This is a genomic window from Colwellia psychrerythraea (assembly GCF_000764225.1).
GTDB classification, from domain to species: domain Bacteria; phylum Pseudomonadota; class Gammaproteobacteria; order Enterobacterales; family Alteromonadaceae; genus Colwellia; species Colwellia psychrerythraea_D.
In genome coordinates, this window is the sequence record NZ_JQED01000015.1 from 189,071 (window position 1) to 206,229 (window position 17,159).

At 37.8% G+C, this 17,159-nt stretch carries 16 protein-coding genes; 6 read left to right on the forward strand and 10 right to left on the reverse strand.

Features of this window, described 5'->3' with window-relative positions; genetic code table 11:
- Positions 1–65 precede the first annotated feature (65 nt).
- Entirely contained in the window at positions 66–2,828 is a 2,763-nt protein-coding gene (locus ND2E_RS13685; RefSeq protein WP_052056392.1) for an SLBB domain-containing protein, read from the reverse strand.
- Positions 2,829–3,194: 366 nt separating this feature from the next.
- Between ND2E_RS13685 and ND2E_RS13680 the strand changes: the two genes are divergently transcribed.
- Both ND2E_RS13680 and ND2E_RS13675 read left to right on the forward strand, forming a co-directional pair.
- Positions 3,195–4,634, forward strand: coding sequence for a peptide MFS transporter (locus ND2E_RS13680; protein WP_033093297.1), 1,440 nt, complete (start codon positions 3,195–3,197; stop codon positions 4,632–4,634).
- Between the two features lie 154 nt (positions 4,635–4,788).
- Positions 4,789–5,376, forward strand: coding sequence for a 5-formyltetrahydrofolate cyclo-ligase (locus ND2E_RS13675; protein ID WP_081962011.1), 588 nt, complete (start codon positions 4,789–4,791; stop codon positions 5,374–5,376).
- A 96-nt stretch (positions 5,377–5,472) separates the two neighbouring features.
- Here ND2E_RS13675 and ND2E_RS13670 read toward each other — a convergent pair whose 3' ends face one another.
- Together ND2E_RS13670 and ND2E_RS13665 are read right to left on the reverse strand one after the other, a co-directional pair.
- Complete coding sequence (locus tag ND2E_RS13670) at positions 5,473–6,363, reverse strand: tRNA pseudouridine(65) synthase TruC (RefSeq protein WP_052056394.1); 891 nt, start codon at positions 6,361–6,363, stop codon at positions 5,473–5,475.
- The gene (locus ND2E_RS13665; protein WP_052056395.1) at positions 6,356–6,703 is read right to left on the reverse strand and encodes a YqcC family protein; all 348 of its coding nucleotides are present in this window, start codon (positions 6,701–6,703) and stop codon (positions 6,356–6,358) included. The genes ND2E_RS13670 and ND2E_RS13665 overlap by 8 nt, the downstream gene beginning before the upstream one ends.
- A 147-nt stretch (positions 6,704–6,850) precedes the next feature.
- Here ND2E_RS13665 and ND2E_RS13660 point away from each other — a divergent pair, with 147 nt between their 5' ends.
- The 3 genes from ND2E_RS13660 (at position 6,851) to ND2E_RS13650 (ending at position 9,474) form a co-directional block, all read left to right on the forward strand.
- Entirely contained in the window at positions 6,851–7,903 is a 1,053-nt protein-coding gene (locus ND2E_RS13660) for a DUF3549 family protein (protein ID WP_033093299.1), read from the forward strand.
- 11 nt (positions 7,904–7,914) lie between these two features.
- Positions 7,915–8,217: a DUF3301 domain-containing protein gene (locus ND2E_RS13655; protein WP_033093300.1), complete on the forward strand. Its 303-nt coding sequence runs from the start codon at positions 7,915–7,917 to the stop codon at positions 8,215–8,217.
- A 111-nt stretch (positions 8,218–8,328) separates the two neighbouring features.
- Positions 8,329–9,474 (forward strand): hypothetical protein, encoded by a 1,146-nt coding sequence (locus ND2E_RS13650; protein ID WP_033093301.1) that lies wholly within the window; start codon positions 8,329–8,331, stop codon positions 9,472–9,474.
- 101 nt (positions 9,475–9,575) lie between these two features.
- On the opposite strand, the gene ND2E_RS13645 is transcribed toward ND2E_RS13650, so the two are convergent.
- The 6 genes from ND2E_RS13645 to cobT form a co-directional block, all read right to left on the reverse strand.
- The gene (locus tag ND2E_RS13645; protein WP_052056397.1) at positions 9,576–9,992 is read right to left on the reverse strand and encodes a putative zinc-binding protein; all 417 of its coding nucleotides are present in this window, start codon (positions 9,990–9,992) and stop codon (positions 9,576–9,578) included.
- 137 nt (positions 9,993–10,129) lie between these two features.
- Positions 10,130–11,722, reverse strand: a complete 1,593-nt coding sequence (locus tag ND2E_RS13640) for a cobyric acid synthase (RefSeq protein ID WP_033093302.1) — start codon at positions 11,720–11,722, stop codon at positions 10,130–10,132.
- Entirely contained in the window at positions 11,712–12,509 is a 798-nt protein-coding gene (locus tag ND2E_RS13635) for a histidine phosphatase family protein (RefSeq protein WP_033093303.1), read from the reverse strand. Before ND2E_RS13635 ends, ND2E_RS13640 begins: the two co-directional genes overlap by 11 nt.
- A gap of 18 nt (positions 12,510–12,527) precedes the next feature.
- Positions 12,528–13,079, reverse strand: a complete 552-nt coding sequence (cobU, locus tag ND2E_RS13630; RefSeq protein WP_033093304.1) for a bifunctional adenosylcobinamide kinase/adenosylcobinamide-phosphate guanylyltransferase — start codon at positions 13,077–13,079, stop codon at positions 12,528–12,530.
- On the reverse strand, positions 13,076–13,933 hold the full coding sequence (locus ND2E_RS13625; protein ID WP_052056399.1) for an adenosylcobinamide-GDP ribazoletransferase: 858 nt from the start codon (positions 13,931–13,933) through the stop codon (positions 13,076–13,078). The genes cobU and ND2E_RS13625 overlap by 4 nt, the downstream gene beginning before the upstream one ends.
- Positions 13,930–15,093, reverse strand: a complete 1,164-nt coding sequence (cobT, locus tag ND2E_RS13620) for a nicotinate-nucleotide--dimethylbenzimidazole phosphoribosyltransferase (protein WP_052056401.1) — start codon at positions 15,091–15,093, stop codon at positions 13,930–13,932. The genes ND2E_RS13625 and cobT overlap by 4 nt, the downstream gene beginning before the upstream one ends.
- A 284-nt stretch (positions 15,094–15,377) precedes the next feature.
- Here cobT and ND2E_RS13615 point away from each other — a divergent pair, with 284 nt between their 5' ends.
- Positions 15,378–15,926, forward strand: a complete 549-nt coding sequence (locus ND2E_RS13615; protein ID WP_033093305.1) for a hypothetical protein — start codon at positions 15,378–15,380, stop codon at positions 15,924–15,926.
- Between the two features lie 101 nt (positions 15,927–16,027).
- Here the strand turns inward: ND2E_RS13615 and ND2E_RS13610 are convergent, their stop codons facing one another.
- Positions 16,028–17,158: a PilT/PilU family type 4a pilus ATPase gene (locus tag ND2E_RS13610; protein ID WP_033093306.1), complete on the reverse strand. Its 1,131-nt coding sequence runs from the start codon at positions 17,156–17,158 to the stop codon at positions 16,028–16,030.
- Between the last annotated feature and the right edge of the window lies 1 nt (position 17,159).

Below are 17,159 nucleotides of genomic sequence, written 5' to 3' on the forward strand. Positions count from 1 at the left end.
GAATATTATTAAAGGGATGTACAGAGATAATGGTATAGGGCTACCCTTATCTCTAACCACTTTAATTAAATACCACTGATAGCAGCAATTGCAACTGCAGAATTATAGATTATTCCCGTGACACTAGACCACAAAGCCAAGTTATTCATATACTCAGCATCAAGGGGTACAACGATAGTATCACCTGGTCTTAAGTTATCACCTGCATCACTGCTAAACCAATTACCACTTTCCATCATTTTAATACTGCCATTAGCAGAAATTATATAAATGCGCTCTTCATCTGCTCGCTTTTTACTACCACCACTTTGGGCTAAATAGTCATCTGCAGATAAATTAATATCATATATATGGGATGATGTAACTTGTACTTGACCAACAACGTTAATAGAGTTCTTCAAAGTAGGTACATATAACACATCACCACCTTCCAATAACACATCGTAATTTTTATTGCTCATTACTTTTGGTAAATCAATAACTAGTCGGCCAACGGGTTGCACATTGGCCATATCTGCTAACATTTGCTGAACTTCAGCGTAGGATTGCGAATAGTTTTGGTCTGTCATTGACTTAGAGGCCATTTCTATACGTAAATCAGCAGTTAATTTTAATAAGTTTTGTTGCTCGATCTCACGCAGTTGTACTCGTGTAAAAACAGAGCCTTCTTGGTGGGCAAATTTGGTAAAACCACCGGCTTTAGCAATTAAATCAGCTAAACTTTCACCGCGACGAACCGTATACTTACCAGGAAAGACAAACTCACCTCGAAGCTCAACTACATTATTTTCACTCCACGCCGGAATTTGATGAATATTCAATCTATCTTTTGAACTTAATAAAACATTATCTTTTTCATCACCAGCAAGCGCTGAACTTAAACTAAACATCAGTGACGTTTGTTGCGCTCTATGATTGATAATTTGATTACGAGATACTTCCGCACGCACCATATAAGCCGACTCTGTTAAACCACCAGCGGCAGCAATTAAATCCGATACACGGGCATTTTTGGCCAGCGGGTATACGCCTGGAAATTTGACTTCACCATCGGCTTCAACTAACTGAATTGGTTGACCCGATCTTCCTTGACGCTTTAATTTTTCAACAATGGGCATCAATAAACGTTGACGAGAGAACAGAGTTAGCTCTTTCAGGTCAATTTCTTCTTCTAGTTCGCCACCACTAAACTGAGCAATGGATTGTTCAACTAATTTAGCGGCAGCAGCTTCATCACTGTCAAGCTGAGCAAGCTGTTCACTATCACCATATTTCAACCAAAATTGTTTCTGCTTATACTTCTCTTTTGCTAACTCTTGTTCTTTTTTCGCCAAGTTATCTTGAGTAAAAGCCAAAGAGTCTAAGCTAATTTTACTATCAACTAATTTAATAACATTGGCAAAAACTAAAATTTTATCATTACCTTGCAAAACTATATTATCTTTTGAGTTAGGCGATGAAATCGCTTTGGCTAAATCAAACTGTAAAATTTCAATATTGCGGGCAATATCAATTTCACGTACAACAATTGAATAGTTTAGGTCGGCTGAATTTAATAAATGCGAATCGATATTTGGGAAGATATCGGTAATGCGCTGACCTGTTTGCCATTGATATTTTCCTGGACGCGTCACTGCACCGATAACAGTAATAGACTGTTCAAACATTTCAGCAGCCTTCATCACATAAACGGCATCACCTGCATGTGCCTTTTTATCTAGATCGCTTTTTTTAGTCAAATCAACATTAACGACGGTGCGCAAAGAGTCTTGATTATAACGTTCTACACGAGTTGTTTTAGCAAAAGCTGTTGGCAACAGCCCGCCTGACATGGCCAAAACATCATTAAAGTTTTCATTTTGACTTAATTCATAAATAGCAGGGCGCCTAACTTCACCTTCAACACTGATAGTATTACCTTTAGGGGCAATAAATATCACATCGCCAGACTGTAATAACACATCGCTTCGTGAATCACCTTTAATCAATAAGTCATATAAATCTAAAGTAGTAACTAACTTGCCAGCGCGTTTAAGCTGAATATTACGCAAGCTACCAATATCACTAATACCACCCGCTGCAAAAATTGCATGAGTAATACTCGATAACGAACTTAGGGTATAAGGTCCTGGTTTATGAGCGTCGCCTAAAACAAAGACACGCATTGAGCGTAAGGAAGCAATGCCAACAACAACATCAACACCAATAACTTTTTCTTTAATGCGTGCAGTTAATAAACGCTTCATTTCATTAAATGATAAGCCTGACACTGTAAAAGGTCCATGAGCAGGGAAAATAATTTGCCCTTCACGGTTCACTGTTAATTCAAGTTCATCTTTTTCTTTCCCAAACACTTGGATAGATATCTTATCACCAGGACCAACGATATAATCAGCGGGGATAGCAATATCCATCATAGGAGCAAATGTTTGTGGTGAGTTAGCAAAAACATCATAACCAAAAGGTTTCAACTCATCACTCTCTTCAAGCTGTTCTAAGTCTTCTTCAGAAATAGGGTTACCTTCAGCATCAAATTGAGTTCCACGCGGGAAAGTTTCGGTATTCTTTTGGGATTCACTAGACCCTGCTTTCGATAGTTGCCCTTTGATACTGTTTAGATCAACGCCCATACTCTTAGCAAGCGCTTCTTGTTGAGAAGGAGGTAATTTTTTAAATTGCTCCAATTGCTGTTCACTTATTTGACTTGCAGCAATAGCCTTCGAAGGTAAGTATATTACGAAGAAAGTCAACACCAGCAAAATACTCAGCATCAATTTAAAAAAACTAACATTTTGACTTTTAATGTTTTTTTCTGTAGCGGTTATCATTTTAACAAAGAGTTCCTATATAGTCATACGGCATTAAAAAATGTCGAAGACTTCTGCCTATCCCTGAATAATTTCAAGAACCTTAAAGTTTGTCACTAATTTTAGTGACGACGAAGTTTACCAGCATATTGTTATGCAAACAATATGTTAGCTTGGCTAGTCGTCTTTATTATTAACCGACCACACTGCAGGCGCTAGGAAAGATTTCTCTACACCTCCCAAAGCATGGTAATCATTGATTTATGCCAAAACTTGCCTTTATTTGTTCACACGGGTATAACACTCTCTTTACTAAAAACTAAACTTACAATGTTACGGTAAAAACTAACGCAAATGATTATAAAAAATAAAATCTAGGATAATTATATGACTCAACCTAATGCGGGTACCCTATTTGGCCACCCGAAAGGACTTTTCCTTTTATTTGGTACTGAAATGTGGGAGCGTTTCGGTTATTACGGCATGCGGGCTTTATTGGTATTATATTTAGTAGCCTCGGTACAAGATGGAGGTTTTGGCTGGACCTCAGGTGAAGCGCTAAGTCTTTATGGTACATTTACCATGGCAGTATACTTAACACCTGTATTAGGTGGTTGGTTAGCTGATAATTATATTGGTCAACGTAAAGCTATAATTTACGGTGGACTGATCTTCGCATTAGGTTATTTTACCCTAGGTATTCCTAAATCAATGATTGCTGGTATGGAAGAAACTGTCTTCTATATTGGTTTATCATTAATCATCGTGGGCAATGGTTTATTTAAGGCAAATGTATCTAGCTTGGTAGGTGATTTATACGAAGAAGGCGATCACAGACGTGATGGTGCTTTTACAATTTTCTATATGGGTATTAACCTAGGTGCATTCTTAGCACCAATCACTGTTGGTGTCTTGGGCGAACAGGTTAACTGGCATTACGGTTTCATATTGGCTGGTTGTGGTATGTTAGTTGGTTTAGCTATGCAACTTACCCTAGCTAACAAATACTTAGGCGATATAGGTATTGTTCCGTCAGCTAAACGCTCAAAAGGCAAACAAGAAGCTCACGCACCTATTACTTCACAAGACATTGACCGCATGAAAGTCATCTTAATCATGAGTATGTTCTCAGTCATATTCTGGGCTGGATTTGAACAAGCTGGCGGGTTATTCACTATTTATGCGTCTGACTTCACGGATCGTACTATCTTCGGTTTCGAAGTAGCTGCTTCTTCTTTCCAATCATTAAATGCAATGTTCATCATCATGTTAGCACCGGTTGTTGCTTCTGTTTGGGTTAAAATGGGGTCAAACGAACCAACATCACCGAAAAAGTTCGCATTAGCAATGGTATTCTTGGCTTTAGGCTTCTTCGTTATGCTATGGGCTACTATGGTACAAGGTGGCGATGTTACAGTTAAAGTAAGTATGTTATTCCTAGTGTTTGCTTATCTATTCCACACCTTAGGTGAACTATGTTTATCACCTATTGGTTTATCAATGGTGACCAAGTTAGCTCCACTTAAGTTTACCTCCGTTCTAATGGGTATTTGGTTCTTATTTACCGCCTTATCAAACAAGTTAGCTGGTTTTATCGGTTCATTTGTTGGTGAAGGCCAAGAAATGGTCGATAATGCAGCTAACATATTCATGGGCGTTGGTGTCGCTGCTTTAATTACCGGTATTATCATTTTCCTATCGGCTGGTAAGTTAGTAGAATGGATGCATGGTGCAGAAGGTGATGATATTGTTGATTTAGATGAAAAAATTGAACAAGAAATCGCAATTACCGGTACTCACGAAGGTGTTACCGAAACTCACAACTAATTTTCAATAACTGCAAGTAGAAAAATGCTATAAAGCTGGGTGAGCAATCCCCCAGCTTTTTTATTATTTAAAACAAATGTTAAAGCATATGCTAATGTAAGCGATTATAATTGATAATTAATAACTGTTAATTTTTTAAATGATAACCCCTCTTATGAATGCACGCTCACAATTACGAAAAGAAATCAGGCAACGCCGTAATGCACTTTCAGCAACGGAGCAATCCACTGCAACGGTTAAATTAACCCAACGATTATCTTGTCATAAGGAGATTCTGAAAGCGAAACGGATAGCAATTTATTTAAACAATGACGGAGAATTGTCAACCACTAGGTTTATAGAATGGTGTTGGCTGAATGAGAAAGAGGTTTTTTTGCCTGTAGTGCACCCTTTTAGTAAGGGGAATTTACTTTTCTTGCAATATCAACAAGAAACGAAGCTGGTAAAAAATGTTTATGGTATTTTAGAACCTAAATTAGATGTCACTATAGTTTGTCCTATAGCCAAACTTGATGTTATTTGCACGCCTTTAGTCGCTTTCGATAATTCTGGCGCTAGATTAGGCATGGGCGGAGGCTTTTATGATAGGAGCCTAGCAAATTGGCAACAAACTAAATTATATCCCCTCGGTCTTGCCCATGATTGCCAATTGGTAGACTCTATACCAGTAGAAGGCTGGGATGTGCCCTTACCCGAAATAATCACTCCCAGTAAGAGCCACTGTTTTATTAAAGCAAATTAATTCAATTGCTATTGATTTAAACATAAAGCAGTTCCAAGTTACACTTCACTATGTGCCACCACATGAGGTAAATTAGCTATAAAAAGGTTAAATACCCTAGAGTGATGGCCATTGAAGTGTATCAAAAACATATTGCCATTGCGCATCAAACGGCGCCGATATCTTCATTCTTTTTTTGCTAATGGGGTGGTTAAACTCTAAAGACTTGGCTATTAACATCAAGCGTTTAAACCCAAAGTGTTCAATAAAAAAAGGATTTTGTTTATTATCACCATAGTTAATATCACCGATAATTGGATGACGTAAATGCGCTAAGTGACGACGAATTTGATGACGTCTGCCCGTGTTGGGGCGCACTTGAATTAACGAGTATCGCACGCTATCAAATTTACCGACTCTAATTGGCAAACTTGCTTGCTGCTTAACTTGGTAGTAACTTTGGGCAGATTGTGCCGGCTTGTCACGGCTTACATTTTTATCACCCAATTTATCTAGTTTTTCTTTCAAAGGGTGATCGATTAAACCAGCAGGTACTGCCAAGTGACCACGCGTCAAGGCATAATAAGTTTTCACCATAGCTAAATCATCATTACTACTTTTATTGTACTTTTCTTCATTTGTTAGTTGTTTTTCCTGAGTACCTTGAAGTACAGCATTATTGCCAATTGTTCCTAAGGTACTTTTCACTGCAAAAGCTTCACTTAACTGAGTAGCGATATCCTTGCTTAAAGCAAAAAGAAGGACCCCAGAGGTAGGTCTATCTAATCGGTGAACAGGGTAAACATACTGTCCAACTTGATCTCGAACTAACTGCAATGCAAAATAAATTTCGTCTTTATCCATATAACTTCGATGAACAAATAGCCCTGCCGGTTTATCAACAGCGACCAGATACTCATCTTGATAAAGAATATTTAGCACAGGTTTTTCCGGATCGATACCCTCGGTAGTTATTGGCTCTACAGTATCGTTATCGAGATTAATCATGCTGCTTACCCTGTTCAGTCAAAGCTTTATCTATTTTGTGAATAACACCAAGTACAGATTTTGCACTCATTGATAAATGTTTAAAAGCCTCTTCGGCCATAGGCGTTATAGAAATTTTTGACGGCAATGCTTGTTGATGATTTATCATCATCGTTATCTTAGGAATAAATATAAACTGTAACCATTGCTCAAATGCTAAAGTATCACAACAAAAAGGAGCGCTACTTGAGAGCGCTTCTTCAGTAGGCAGAGGTATTTGCCAGAGATTAAGTAATTTAAGCTCAAAAGTTAGGTCGACTAATAAAGTATTGATATACTCAGGAGTTGTTTTGATCATCATCTGTGACTATTTAGATTTAGGTTATAAAGTGATTAGGTTAAGTAGATAATTACCAGCAAACTATTTCAGATAAATAATTTTGCTATGTTAATGGCGCCATTATCCTTATAATAACGCGCTATAACAAGCAGCAATATTTTTGAATTTATGACTGACACAGCACCAGCAACTAACATAGCGACTCTATCAGAATTACTTAAACTTTCAGGTTCACAATATCGCCTCTATGATATTGGCCGGTTAGTCAGTAAATTGCCAAAAGATCTATTTGAAAAAGTTGAGTTAAATCAACTACCTTATCCTACGCCTACCCAAGGGTATGCTTGCATTGCTATAGCATTTTGGCAAAAAAAATCATCACAACCTTACTTGTGGTTATTAAAATTACCACTTGATGAACGAGGCTTATTAAATCAAGGGGCAAGAAACCACTTCATTGCCATCATTGTTGAAGCGTTGGGTGCCGATTTAACTCAAGAAACCTCTAAAAAGCAGGAAGAATTACTTAGCAGCAATCCTTACCTTTTCACCCCTGCTCAATATAAATTAGCGAGTTTAAATAGCAAAATAAAAGTTGATTTAAAGCAAGCACCCAGTGCATATTTTTCTCCTTTTAAACAATACCTAAGTAATGGCGCTGACTGGGATAATTGGCAAGGTGTCGGCGTACAAGGGATTACTGACTTTATAGCTAGAATTGAACATGAAGACCATATTGTTCTATTACTCAATGCACTACCACAGCTACCTGATGAAGTGCTTTCGCCTGTGTGTAGTGCTTTAGAAAACCAACAATATCCCGTTGCCTTAATTGATGCTATTGTCGCAGCATTTGAGAATGCACTGACAGACTCGGCCTCCCTAGCAAAAGCAATGCATTTATTACGCGCTTTGGCTGCGAATAGTCAGCATATTCATGTGAGAACAGCCGTAGAAAAACTATTGCGAAATGAACACATCAGCAGCGAACTACTCATTATTTTATCTGGAAGGTGCTGGCAAGCCCTAGCAGATGAAAAGATGCTTATGTGTTATTTTGAACAACTTCTTAGTCATGATGACTTAACCTTATTTTCTAGCATATTTAAAGATTTAGTAAGCATCCCCTTAATTAGACCTGTTGCTTTTCAATGCATTCGTAGTGAAAACCGTTCACCAGCTTTAGCGCAAGCCATTGGGCAATTATTTGGTCAAACTTAGGTATTTTATTTATGGAAAATATTTATTATTTATTACTTTTTTGCTTGTTTTGCTGGTATTTTGTTTATTTAAGACAAGTCTCCGAAGCAGCTAAACGGCATGTTCATCGCTACTGTAAAGAGAGTGGTTTGCAGTTTATTTCATTGGCCAGACGCTCTAGTAGGTTAAAGTTTACCAAGAAACACGGTCCCTGTATTTATAGTGTTTTTGACTTTGATTTTAGTGGCGATGGTGAATCAACCAATCAGGGTTGTTTAACACTGTATGGTTTAAAGCTTGATAAAATTGACTTGCCCGCTTATCGAGTAAATTAATTCTGACTTAACTGCAACCATTCTTAGGTTGTTTTTTAGTCACACATATCATCTACTAGTGTTATGCTCTTAGTCTTTAACACCTAGTACTATTTATCTTTTGGAGTTTTTGTGCCATTTTTACAAGCCGTTTTTTGTCTAAAAGGATTTGATGATCGTAATCGATTTTTTGCAACATCCCTAGTTGCTATTTTAGGCTTTATTTTTTGCTCTGCGCTTTTTTCTGATAACTTAGCAGTTAGTGTTGTCACTTTATTACTATTGACCCTTGTACTAACTTGTAGTGCTAAACGCCGATTACATGACGCTAAGCTTAATAAAAACTGGCAATTAGTGCCTGGTGGTTTACTGCTCCTTACTGGCATTTTAAGTCTACTTCTTAAAAATAGTAGTAGTTATTACTTTTTAATTTTACCATTTTTAAGTACAGCCCTTTTACTTACCTATCCAAGTAAAAAAACAAAAGAAAAAAGGAATTACATCCTAGGCTATTATGGCCCTGTTGATCTAAGTGAATATAAACAAAAGACCGAGGTAACCAACACACCAAAGCAACGTATTGAGCCAACACTAGCTGCTCAGGGAGCAAGTGAGCAGCCTACTAGTTATGATATTATCGATGAGCAAAATATTTCCGCCAACGACACGATTACTGATGAAATTGATAATAAACAAGCAGACATTGGCGAACTTATTCGCTTAAAACTCCTTGGCAACCGTAAAGTACAGCTCGGCGTTATCGCCAGTATCAGCTTAATCTTTCTCGCTGTTTTGGTTAACAGTGCAGTGAATTTTATTCCCACCAATCAACATCAAACTACCAGTGCTGAGTCAAATGAACCGCAAGGACCTGCGATCAAAGTAACCTCAACTATCCTTACCAATAAAGCTCACTTATTGGCGATGCCTGATAACTTCAATTTATACTTATCTGAATATCAAGGCCTTATTATTCATTGGCAAGCGGATCAAGTCGCTAATGGAGAACTTTGGTCACAATTATCAATAACGGGTGATAAAAGTTGTCAACGTATTGAATTTAACAAAGGCTCATCAATTCGTCCCTTATCGGTATGGGTTGAAAATGGTAGCGAATACTTTGCGAGCTTCTCTCCTCTTGATAGCGGAGAGTTAATAAGAGCACTTGCTTTTCGCGGTAAGTTTTCACTCTGTGGTTACCGTTTTTCTCTGAAAGGTAGTCAAGCAGTATTGGGCAAGCACAATCAATACGCACCTTTCTTAGAGCAAGATGCATAAATAAGTAAATTATCCCTTATAGAAGCATAAAAAAGCTGCTCAATGTCATAGGCAGCTTTTTTAATACGCTGTGTGCTATTGATTGCTTTTACTTTTATTGCTTATTGCGCAAAATCAATGCCTGCTTCAATTAGACTTGCATATACACTTTTCATCGCAACAGTATTCTCGGTAAGAGAGTCATCCCACTTATCGCGCTTCTCAAATCCTAAGTCGCTAATTTTAAAATAATGATCGGTTTTTATACCACTTTTATCTAAACAAGCTTTTGTACACCCTAACCCACAACCATCAATAGCTATAATGGGTCGGCCTGATTTTGCCATAGCCATTATTGGCTCTATTTTACCCACAACCCCCGCAACACAAGACATCTCAGCAATACCATCACCATCTAGGGTTAATGAAATATTATGCGCCATTTGCGCGAGGTTTGAGCAACCAGAGCAAGAGTAAACGATTGGTTTACTCTTTGCTTTGTCACTGACTGTTTTCGGTAATTTATGTACATTTGACATTAAAGTCACTCCTTAGCTACTTATCAGTTACCTTACTAGCGTAGGCAAATTTACTAATAGGAGCATTTTAACAAGTAAAAATAACGACGAATTGATTTAGATCATTACAATAAATAATACCCATGATAGTTATGTGGTTATCTGTACCATTGTGTAACTATTTGTTCGATTTTCACCATATCTAGATGTGTTTGACAGGCATGACTCACTCGTTCAATAGCCTGCTCTTCGAGCACTTCAATGCTGGGCGATTTACTTACCTCATAACCAAGCCACCCCATAAACAGCTGCAACGCTTCAGGTTGGTCAAATAATCCATGAAGATAACAACCCGCTATTTGGCCGTCATCGCTAAGTACGCCTTGCTCTTCTTCAGCAAGGGTCATTAGGTGAGACTGCTTAATGTCATTAGTAAATGTGCTTACACCAGCATGAATTTCATAACCACTTATGGCTGTCTTTTTTTCAGCTAATTCCAAAACACCTGACACATTCATTAAGGTTTTTTTCGATGCTAATACCGTATTCATTGCAAAATAGCCTAAACCTTCACTAACGCCTTTTTGCCCTTCTACTCCTTCGGGATCTGAAATAAGCTCCCCTAACATTTGATAACCACCGCAAACGCCAATCACTTTGCCTTGATAACGTAAATGTTTGGCGATCTCATCATCCCAGCCTCGCTGCCGTAAAAATTCGAGATCACTTCTAACATTTTTACTACCCGGTAATATAATAAGATCACACGCAGGAATAACTATTTTTTCAGCGTTAACTTCACCTTTTGAACCTTTAGCAAAAAGAAATTGGCAATCAATATCTTCATGATGGCGCAGCGCATCAAAATCCGTATGATTACTCATATGTGGATAAACTAAAACCACGATACGCACTTTTTCTGATGACCTAGAGCCTTCTGTTGAGGCTTGATTAGTTACTAATGCATCTTCAGATGAAATATCTAAACCGTGTAAATAGGGTAAAACTCCTAATACGGGTTTATTGGTCTTCTCTTCAAGCCATGTCAGCCCGGATTCGAGTAACTTTATATCACCGCGAAAACGATTAATAACAAAACCAACCACTCTGTCTTGCTCTGATTGGGAAAGCAACATCAAAGTACCAACAAGCTGGGCAAAAACACCGCCTTTATCAATATCAGCAATAATCAATACAGGACAATCAACAGCTTCAGCAAACCCCATGTTAGCAATATCTCCTTTGCGTAAGTTGATCTCTGCAGGACTTCCAGCACCCTCAACAACTACCAAATCATACTGCTGTGCTAAACGTTGATGTGAGTCCAATACTGCTCGCATAGCTACTTTTTTATAATCTTGGTACTCACTAGCCTCCATATTAGACGATGACCTATTCATCAGTGCTTTACCGTGCACAATAACTTGTGCGCCAGTATCACTATTAGGTTTTAACAAAATGGGATTGAAATCGACATCTAATGCTAGTCGTGCGGCTTTAGCTTGCAATGCTTGTGCTCGTCCAATTTCACCACCGCAAGGTGTCACAGCACTATTAAGCGCCATATTTTGCGGCTTAAAAGGCGCTACTTTGACCTGTAAATCTGCAAACACACGGCACAGTCCTGCCACGAGAGTCGTTTTTCCCGCATCAGATGTAGTACCTTGTATCATCAAAGTACTAGATTGATTCGATCGGGTAAGATCCAAAGTATTCGAAGAAGAATAGCTATTATTTTGCCTAGCGTTCATTTGATATTTCCTCAAGAAACGGCATTGCTATAGTCGTAACATGTTGGGTTAATTGTTTATACTTTATTTGCTTTACCGCGTGTCCTCTTTGTTTTTCTTGATAAGGCTGACTAATTAAAATGCGAGAAATACTGCCGTGTCCAATATGTAGTTTTTGGTGCCAACTGGCTTGTTGCCAATCAAGCTGCAATATTTCCGCTAAAATCATACGAATAACACCGCCATGTGCGATGACTAAAACCCGCCTATTTTCATCAGGTTCTTTTAGTGCTTGTTGTCCTAATCCGAGCGTTCTTTTTTGTTTCGTTGCAATCAAGACTTGCTGCTCTATTAGTTTTCTCCACGTTCGCTTTAGTCTCAGATGAAAATCAGTTAATGATTCAGCTTGCGGTAATACAATATCTGCCGGAGCCTGAAAAAAACCTTCAAGTTGTGACCAATGCAGTTTAGTTTCCTCATCCACCTCAGATACCGCTTTACAAACACTTTCTTCGAAAAAAAGATCATCAAAAGGCATACCATCAAAACTACCGAAGTGCATCTCTTGTAAATCAGGAAAAACCTCTAAGGGCAAGTGGCCTAATTGTGAAAATTCTCTTGCTAGATTTTGACATCGTATTAAGGGGGAAGAGATAATAGCGTGATATGCCTTAGACGTTTTTTGTTGTGCTAATAAACGTGCAAGTAAACGTGCATTTTCTGCAGTGATTGGGGCAACATCTGTAGAGCCGTATAAGGCTGGTTTTCCCAACACTTTCACATGCCTTATTAAATCAATTTCAATCATGTTGAAGGCCCATTTTATTTATTCATCAATTTTCTTAATACAAAGTGGTATACCCGCAGTAACCAAGGTGACTTTATCAGACACGTCAGCTACCTTTTGGTTTAACCAACCACAATAATCAACATATAATCGGGTAGATTCCCCCATGGGGATTACACCTAAACCTATCTCATTGCTAACAATAATAATGTCTGCATCTACAGAAGCTAAACGCATAGCTAATATGTCTATTTCAATTTGTAAATGTTGGGCTTGTTTTTCACGACTTTCTTCATCAACAGCGTAAAGTTGATTGTTCAACCACAATGTTAAGCAATCGAGTAAGTAAACATTATTATTATCAAGGTTAGTTAGGGTTTCAGCCAGTGCTAATGGGCATTCAATTAATTGCCAACTATCACCTCTATCATTTTGATGTTGAGCTATTCGATTATCCATTTCTGAATCAATAGCCGTTGCTGTTGCAATATAAACGGCTTGTTTTCTCTTTTTTACTGATAATTCAAGTACCTGTTGCTCTGCAAATCTCGATTTGCCAGATCTAGCACCACCTAATATAAAATGAATCATCCGACTATTCCCATAATGTGATGTCCGGTACGCGCAAGCTCTATGAATACATCTTTGTTAATATAAGAAACAAGCGTTAAATAAATAAGTAACTCAGAAAGTTGCTGCCCAGCACCTAAACAGTCACCGGTAAAACCACCTATCTTCGCCATAAGCCACCGTTTAAATAGATAGCGAAATAGCACTAAGATAATCAACAATGTGAAAATGACTTCACTTGGATAAAAAATAAGTGGTGTTATACCTATAAATAACAATAAGGTTAGCTCTGATAGAGATTGTGATTGGGCTAATGGTTTACTTTTACTCTGTTCAATGTCACTTACATAGGGCATATACGAAATTAAGCTTCCAGCAAGCGCTCGAGATAAAACTTCAGCTAATATAATAGCAAAAAGTAAGTGATTACTACCTTGTTCGGCTAGCTTTACCAGTAAGGTAAATTTTAATAATAAAGTCATGACTAGTGTCACAGCGCCGTATGTACCGATACGACTATCTTTCATAATGGTCAATCGCTTTTCTATAGTAAAGGCTCCACCTATACCATCAGCCATATCAGCTAAGCCATCTTCATGAAAAGCACCAGTTAACAACAAACTTATCGCCATAGTTAATAAAATAGCTATGTTTATTGGAAAAAAGCAGTTAAATAAGACATAAGCTAACGCAAGAATTCCTCCTGTCACTACACCAACGAGGGAGAAATATCGATTAGCCTTATTTAATAATGCCTCTGAATAATAGATAGTTTTAGGCATAGGTAAGCGAGTAAAAAAGCTTAACGCCAAATAAAATAAGTTTAACTGTTCAATTATTTTATTTTTTGGTGGCTCAGTTACTGGTGTACTCATACCTTAACACCCGCACTTTCGAAGCTGGCCATATTATTATAAAAACTTGCCGATGCTTTTATAAGAGGTAAAGCAAGTGCTGCGCCTGTCCCCTCTCCTAAACGCAGTCCCAAATTCAATAAAGCTTGACTGCTTGATTCAGTAATTTTTTGCGCCGACATAAGTTTATCAAGTAATAATTGATGAGCCTTCTCTTGAGAAACATGAGAAAAGATAAGGTAATCAGCGACATTTTCATCTAAGCGTAGGGCAACTAAAGCAGCAACACTGACAATAAAACCATCAATAACAATCGGTATATTAGCTGTTGCCGCGGTTAATATAGCTGAGACCATTTGAACTATTTCAAAACCGCCTAATTCAGATAACAACTCTATCACTGTATCTTCAGTTAAATTATTAACATTGTGCCCTGATATTTCAACACGTTGAAGTGCACATTCAATGAGGCTGATTTTTTTTGCTAATTGCTCATCTGTAATACCTGTACCGCGACCTACACAGTCTCTTACACTGGATGAAGTTAATGCTGACATTAATGCAGCTGCGGAGCTAGTATTGGCAATGCCCATTTCACCGAACAAAAATATTTCAGCGCCTTGGTTAACTTGTTCATTAACCAATTGTCTAGCGTAGTCAAACCCTTGCTTCACTTGCAGGGTAGACATAGCAGCTTTCACTGAAAAATCATTGGTTCCTGCACCTAATCGCTGCTCAATAAAGTTGACCCTGCTAGTTGCCTCTGCTTTAGCTCGAAGAGCAACATCATGGGAAATTGTTCGTAAAATACCACAGTCAATCACTGTTAACGCAATATCATTACTGTGACAAAAACAATTAATAGCGGCTCCACCTTGTAAAAAGTTAAGCACCATCTGTTCAGTAACGGCACTAGGCGCAATACTGACATTGTTTTCATTTATTCCATGGTCAGCCGCAAAGACTAGCATGGCGGGATTATTTATACTAATTTGGCCTGAACTATCGTCTTCCGTGAGATGAATACCTGATCGCTTTTGCACTCTTTGCCCGGTAATTAAAGCGAGTTGTAGAGCCAAAGGTTCTAGTGCTCCTAAAGCGCCGACGGGTTTGGTTTTGTTATTAATTTTGGCTTGTACAAATGCTAAGCTTTTGCTATTTAAAGGCGAGATACTGCTCATTAGGTTTAGTCTAAATAGTTGTTGGATATAAAAAAATAATGACAGTATTTTAAGCTATTTATATCACTAAAAATATAACTCTTTTTCACTATGATATGCCGTTAAATGCATCTTAAAGTTATGTTATGACTTATAATGTTAATGTTAACATCATTTACATTGCACTGATGTTAACTAGGAAAAAGAGTCAAAACTCTGTACCATCAGTACTAGAAAGAATTTAAACCAATCAAACGAACTTATTGGTATTACCTTAAAATTTTACGTCAGGCTGATATAATTTTATGAAAACATATGCAAAATATCCCATAATCCTTTCAAGTATTTTATTAGCAAGTTGTGTTAATCAAAATACAAAAATTGCTACTAACATCATGCCCACTACTAATCCTTGTACTAAACTCGATTTACTTAAAAGTGCCTACTATGATGATTTCACTTCATTAAAAGAGATTAAAGTTGCTGGAAGAATCACTAATATATGGAAGGCGAAATACCAACTTTTTGGTGAGAACTGTCAGGTATTTTCTTGGGGAGGAAAACAACATACCTATTCTTGCAACTTGGTGGCGCCCAATGAAGAAACAGCTAAGAATTATTACCAAAGTGCGAAAAGAATCACTCAAGAGTGTTTAGGTGAACAATGGCAATTAGAAGAAAGCGAGAGAAACCACGACGATGGTATGAAAGCGGTGTTTACTAACCATGAGGCAAAACCTAATGAGAAAGTAACCTTTTCAACGCACTTAGTGCCAACTTCAGGTTTATTCTCTACCACATGGACTATTTTTTATTATGTTGGCAACAGCTCTAAGCCAAGTCAGAAAAACTGATAACGGTTATTAGATTACTGAAACAAATAAGCTGATAAATACCAAGTACATGCCTAGGTAAGTATCAGCTTTTATTAATCACAAAGTGATTATCTTAACCCTTACATGTTATCGGAAGAGTCAAAACCGTCTAATGTAACACCAGATAAACCACCAGTCCCACCTTGATCATTACTACGCAATTTAATCATTAAGCGTAAATCATTGGGTGAATCAGCATGATGTAGTGCATCGGCATAAGTAATCATTCCATGTTGATAATGATTGAATAATGCCTGATCAAATGTTTGCATGCCTAATTCATTTGATTTTTCCATCACCTCTTTAATGCCGCCAATATCACCTTTTTTAATCAGTTCACTGATATAAGGTGAATTAAGCAATACTTCAATGGCAGCAACTCGACTATGACCATCTTTTGTTGGTACCAACTGCTGAGCAATAATCCCCCGTAGGTTTAACGCTAAATCGAATAACAACTTACCATGTTGATCAGCTGGTACTAGATGCATAATACGGTCAATAGCTTGGTTAGCATTGTTTGCATGTAAAGTAGCAATACATAAATGCCCTGTTTCAGCAAAACTAAGTGCATGCTCCATTATCGCTTGGCTTCGAATTTCGCCGATTAAAATAACATCTGGAGCCTGACGCAATGAGCTTTGTAATGCTGCATCAAAGGATTCTGTATCTAAACCCACTTCCCGTTGAGTGATCATGCTCTTTCCATGTTCATGAACAAATTCTACAGGGTCTTCAATAGTAAGAATATGTCCATAGGAGTTACGGTTACGATAACCTATTAATGATGCCATTGAGGTCGACTTACCCGTACCAGTACCACCAACAAATAGCACTAGTCCACGTTTAGACATAACGACATCTTTTAGAATGGGTGGTAAACCGAGATCATCAACATCAGGAATGTCGGTAACGATACGACGCACAACCATTCCTGCCATATCTCTTTGCCAAAAAGCAGAAATACGAAAGCGACCAATGCCTTCAATTTCAATGGCAAAATTACACTCTTTTTCGTTATCAAATTGCTGCTTTTGCTTCTCATTCATGGCGTCATATACTAAGCCTAAAGACTCTTCTGCAGTTAACACCACTTCATCTATCGGCTGCAATTCACCATTTATTTTAGCGCTCACCGGTAATTTAGCCGTAACGAACATATCAGAGGCGTCTTTTTTTACCATTCTTTCTAATAATTCATGGAGCTTCATT

Bases quoted from the DNA above. Each gene is read 5' to 3' on its own strand.
- ND2E_RS13685 (WP_052056392.1), bottom strand. From the start codon at position 2,828: ATGATAACCGCTACAGAAAAAAACATTAAAAGTCAAAATGTTAGTTTT.
- ND2E_RS13680 (WP_033093297.1), top strand. From the start codon at position 3,195: ATGACTCAACCTAATGCGGGTACCCTATTTGGCCACCCGAAAGGACTT.
- ND2E_RS13675 (WP_081962011.1), top strand. From the start codon at position 4,789: ATGAATGCACGCTCACAATTACGAAAAGAAATCAGGCAACGCCGTAAT.
- ND2E_RS13670 (WP_052056394.1), bottom strand. From the start codon at position 6,363: ATGATTAATCTCGATAACGATACTGTAGAGCCAATAACTACCGAGGGT.
- ND2E_RS13665 (WP_052056395.1), bottom strand. From the start codon at position 6,703: ATGATGATCAAAACAACTCCTGAGTATATCAATACTTTATTAGTCGAC.
- ND2E_RS13660 (WP_033093299.1), top strand. From the start codon at position 6,851: ATGACTGACACAGCACCAGCAACTAACATAGCGACTCTATCAGAATTA.
- ND2E_RS13655 (WP_033093300.1), top strand. From the start codon at position 7,915: ATGGAAAATATTTATTATTTATTACTTTTTTGCTTGTTTTGCTGGTAT.
- ND2E_RS13645 (WP_052056397.1), bottom strand. From the start codon at position 9,992: ATGTCAAATGTACATAAATTACCGAAAACAGTCAGTGACAAAGCAAAG.
- ND2E_RS13640 (WP_033093302.1), bottom strand. From the start codon at position 11,722: ATGAACGCTAGGCAAAATAATAGCTATTCTTCTTCGAATACTTTGGAT.
- ND2E_RS13635 (WP_033093303.1), bottom strand. From the start codon at position 12,509: ATGATTGAAATTGATTTAATAAGGCATGTGAAAGTGTTGGGAAAACCA.
- cobU (WP_033093304.1), bottom strand. From the start codon at position 13,079: ATGATTCATTTTATATTAGGTGGTGCTAGATCTGGCAAATCGAGATTT.
- ND2E_RS13625 (WP_052056399.1), bottom strand. From the start codon at position 13,933: ATGAGTACACCAGTAACTGAGCCACCAAAAAATAAAATAATTGAACAG.
- cobT (WP_052056401.1), bottom strand. From the start codon at position 15,093: ATGAGCAGTATCTCGCCTTTAAATAGCAAAAGCTTAGCATTTGTACAA.
- ND2E_RS13615 (WP_033093305.1), top strand. From the start codon at position 15,378: ATGAAAACATATGCAAAATATCCCATAATCCTTTCAAGTATTTTATTA.
- ND2E_RS13610 (WP_033093306.1), bottom strand. From the start codon at position 17,158: ATGAAGCTCCATGAATTATTAGAAAGAATGGTAAAAAAAGACGCCTCT.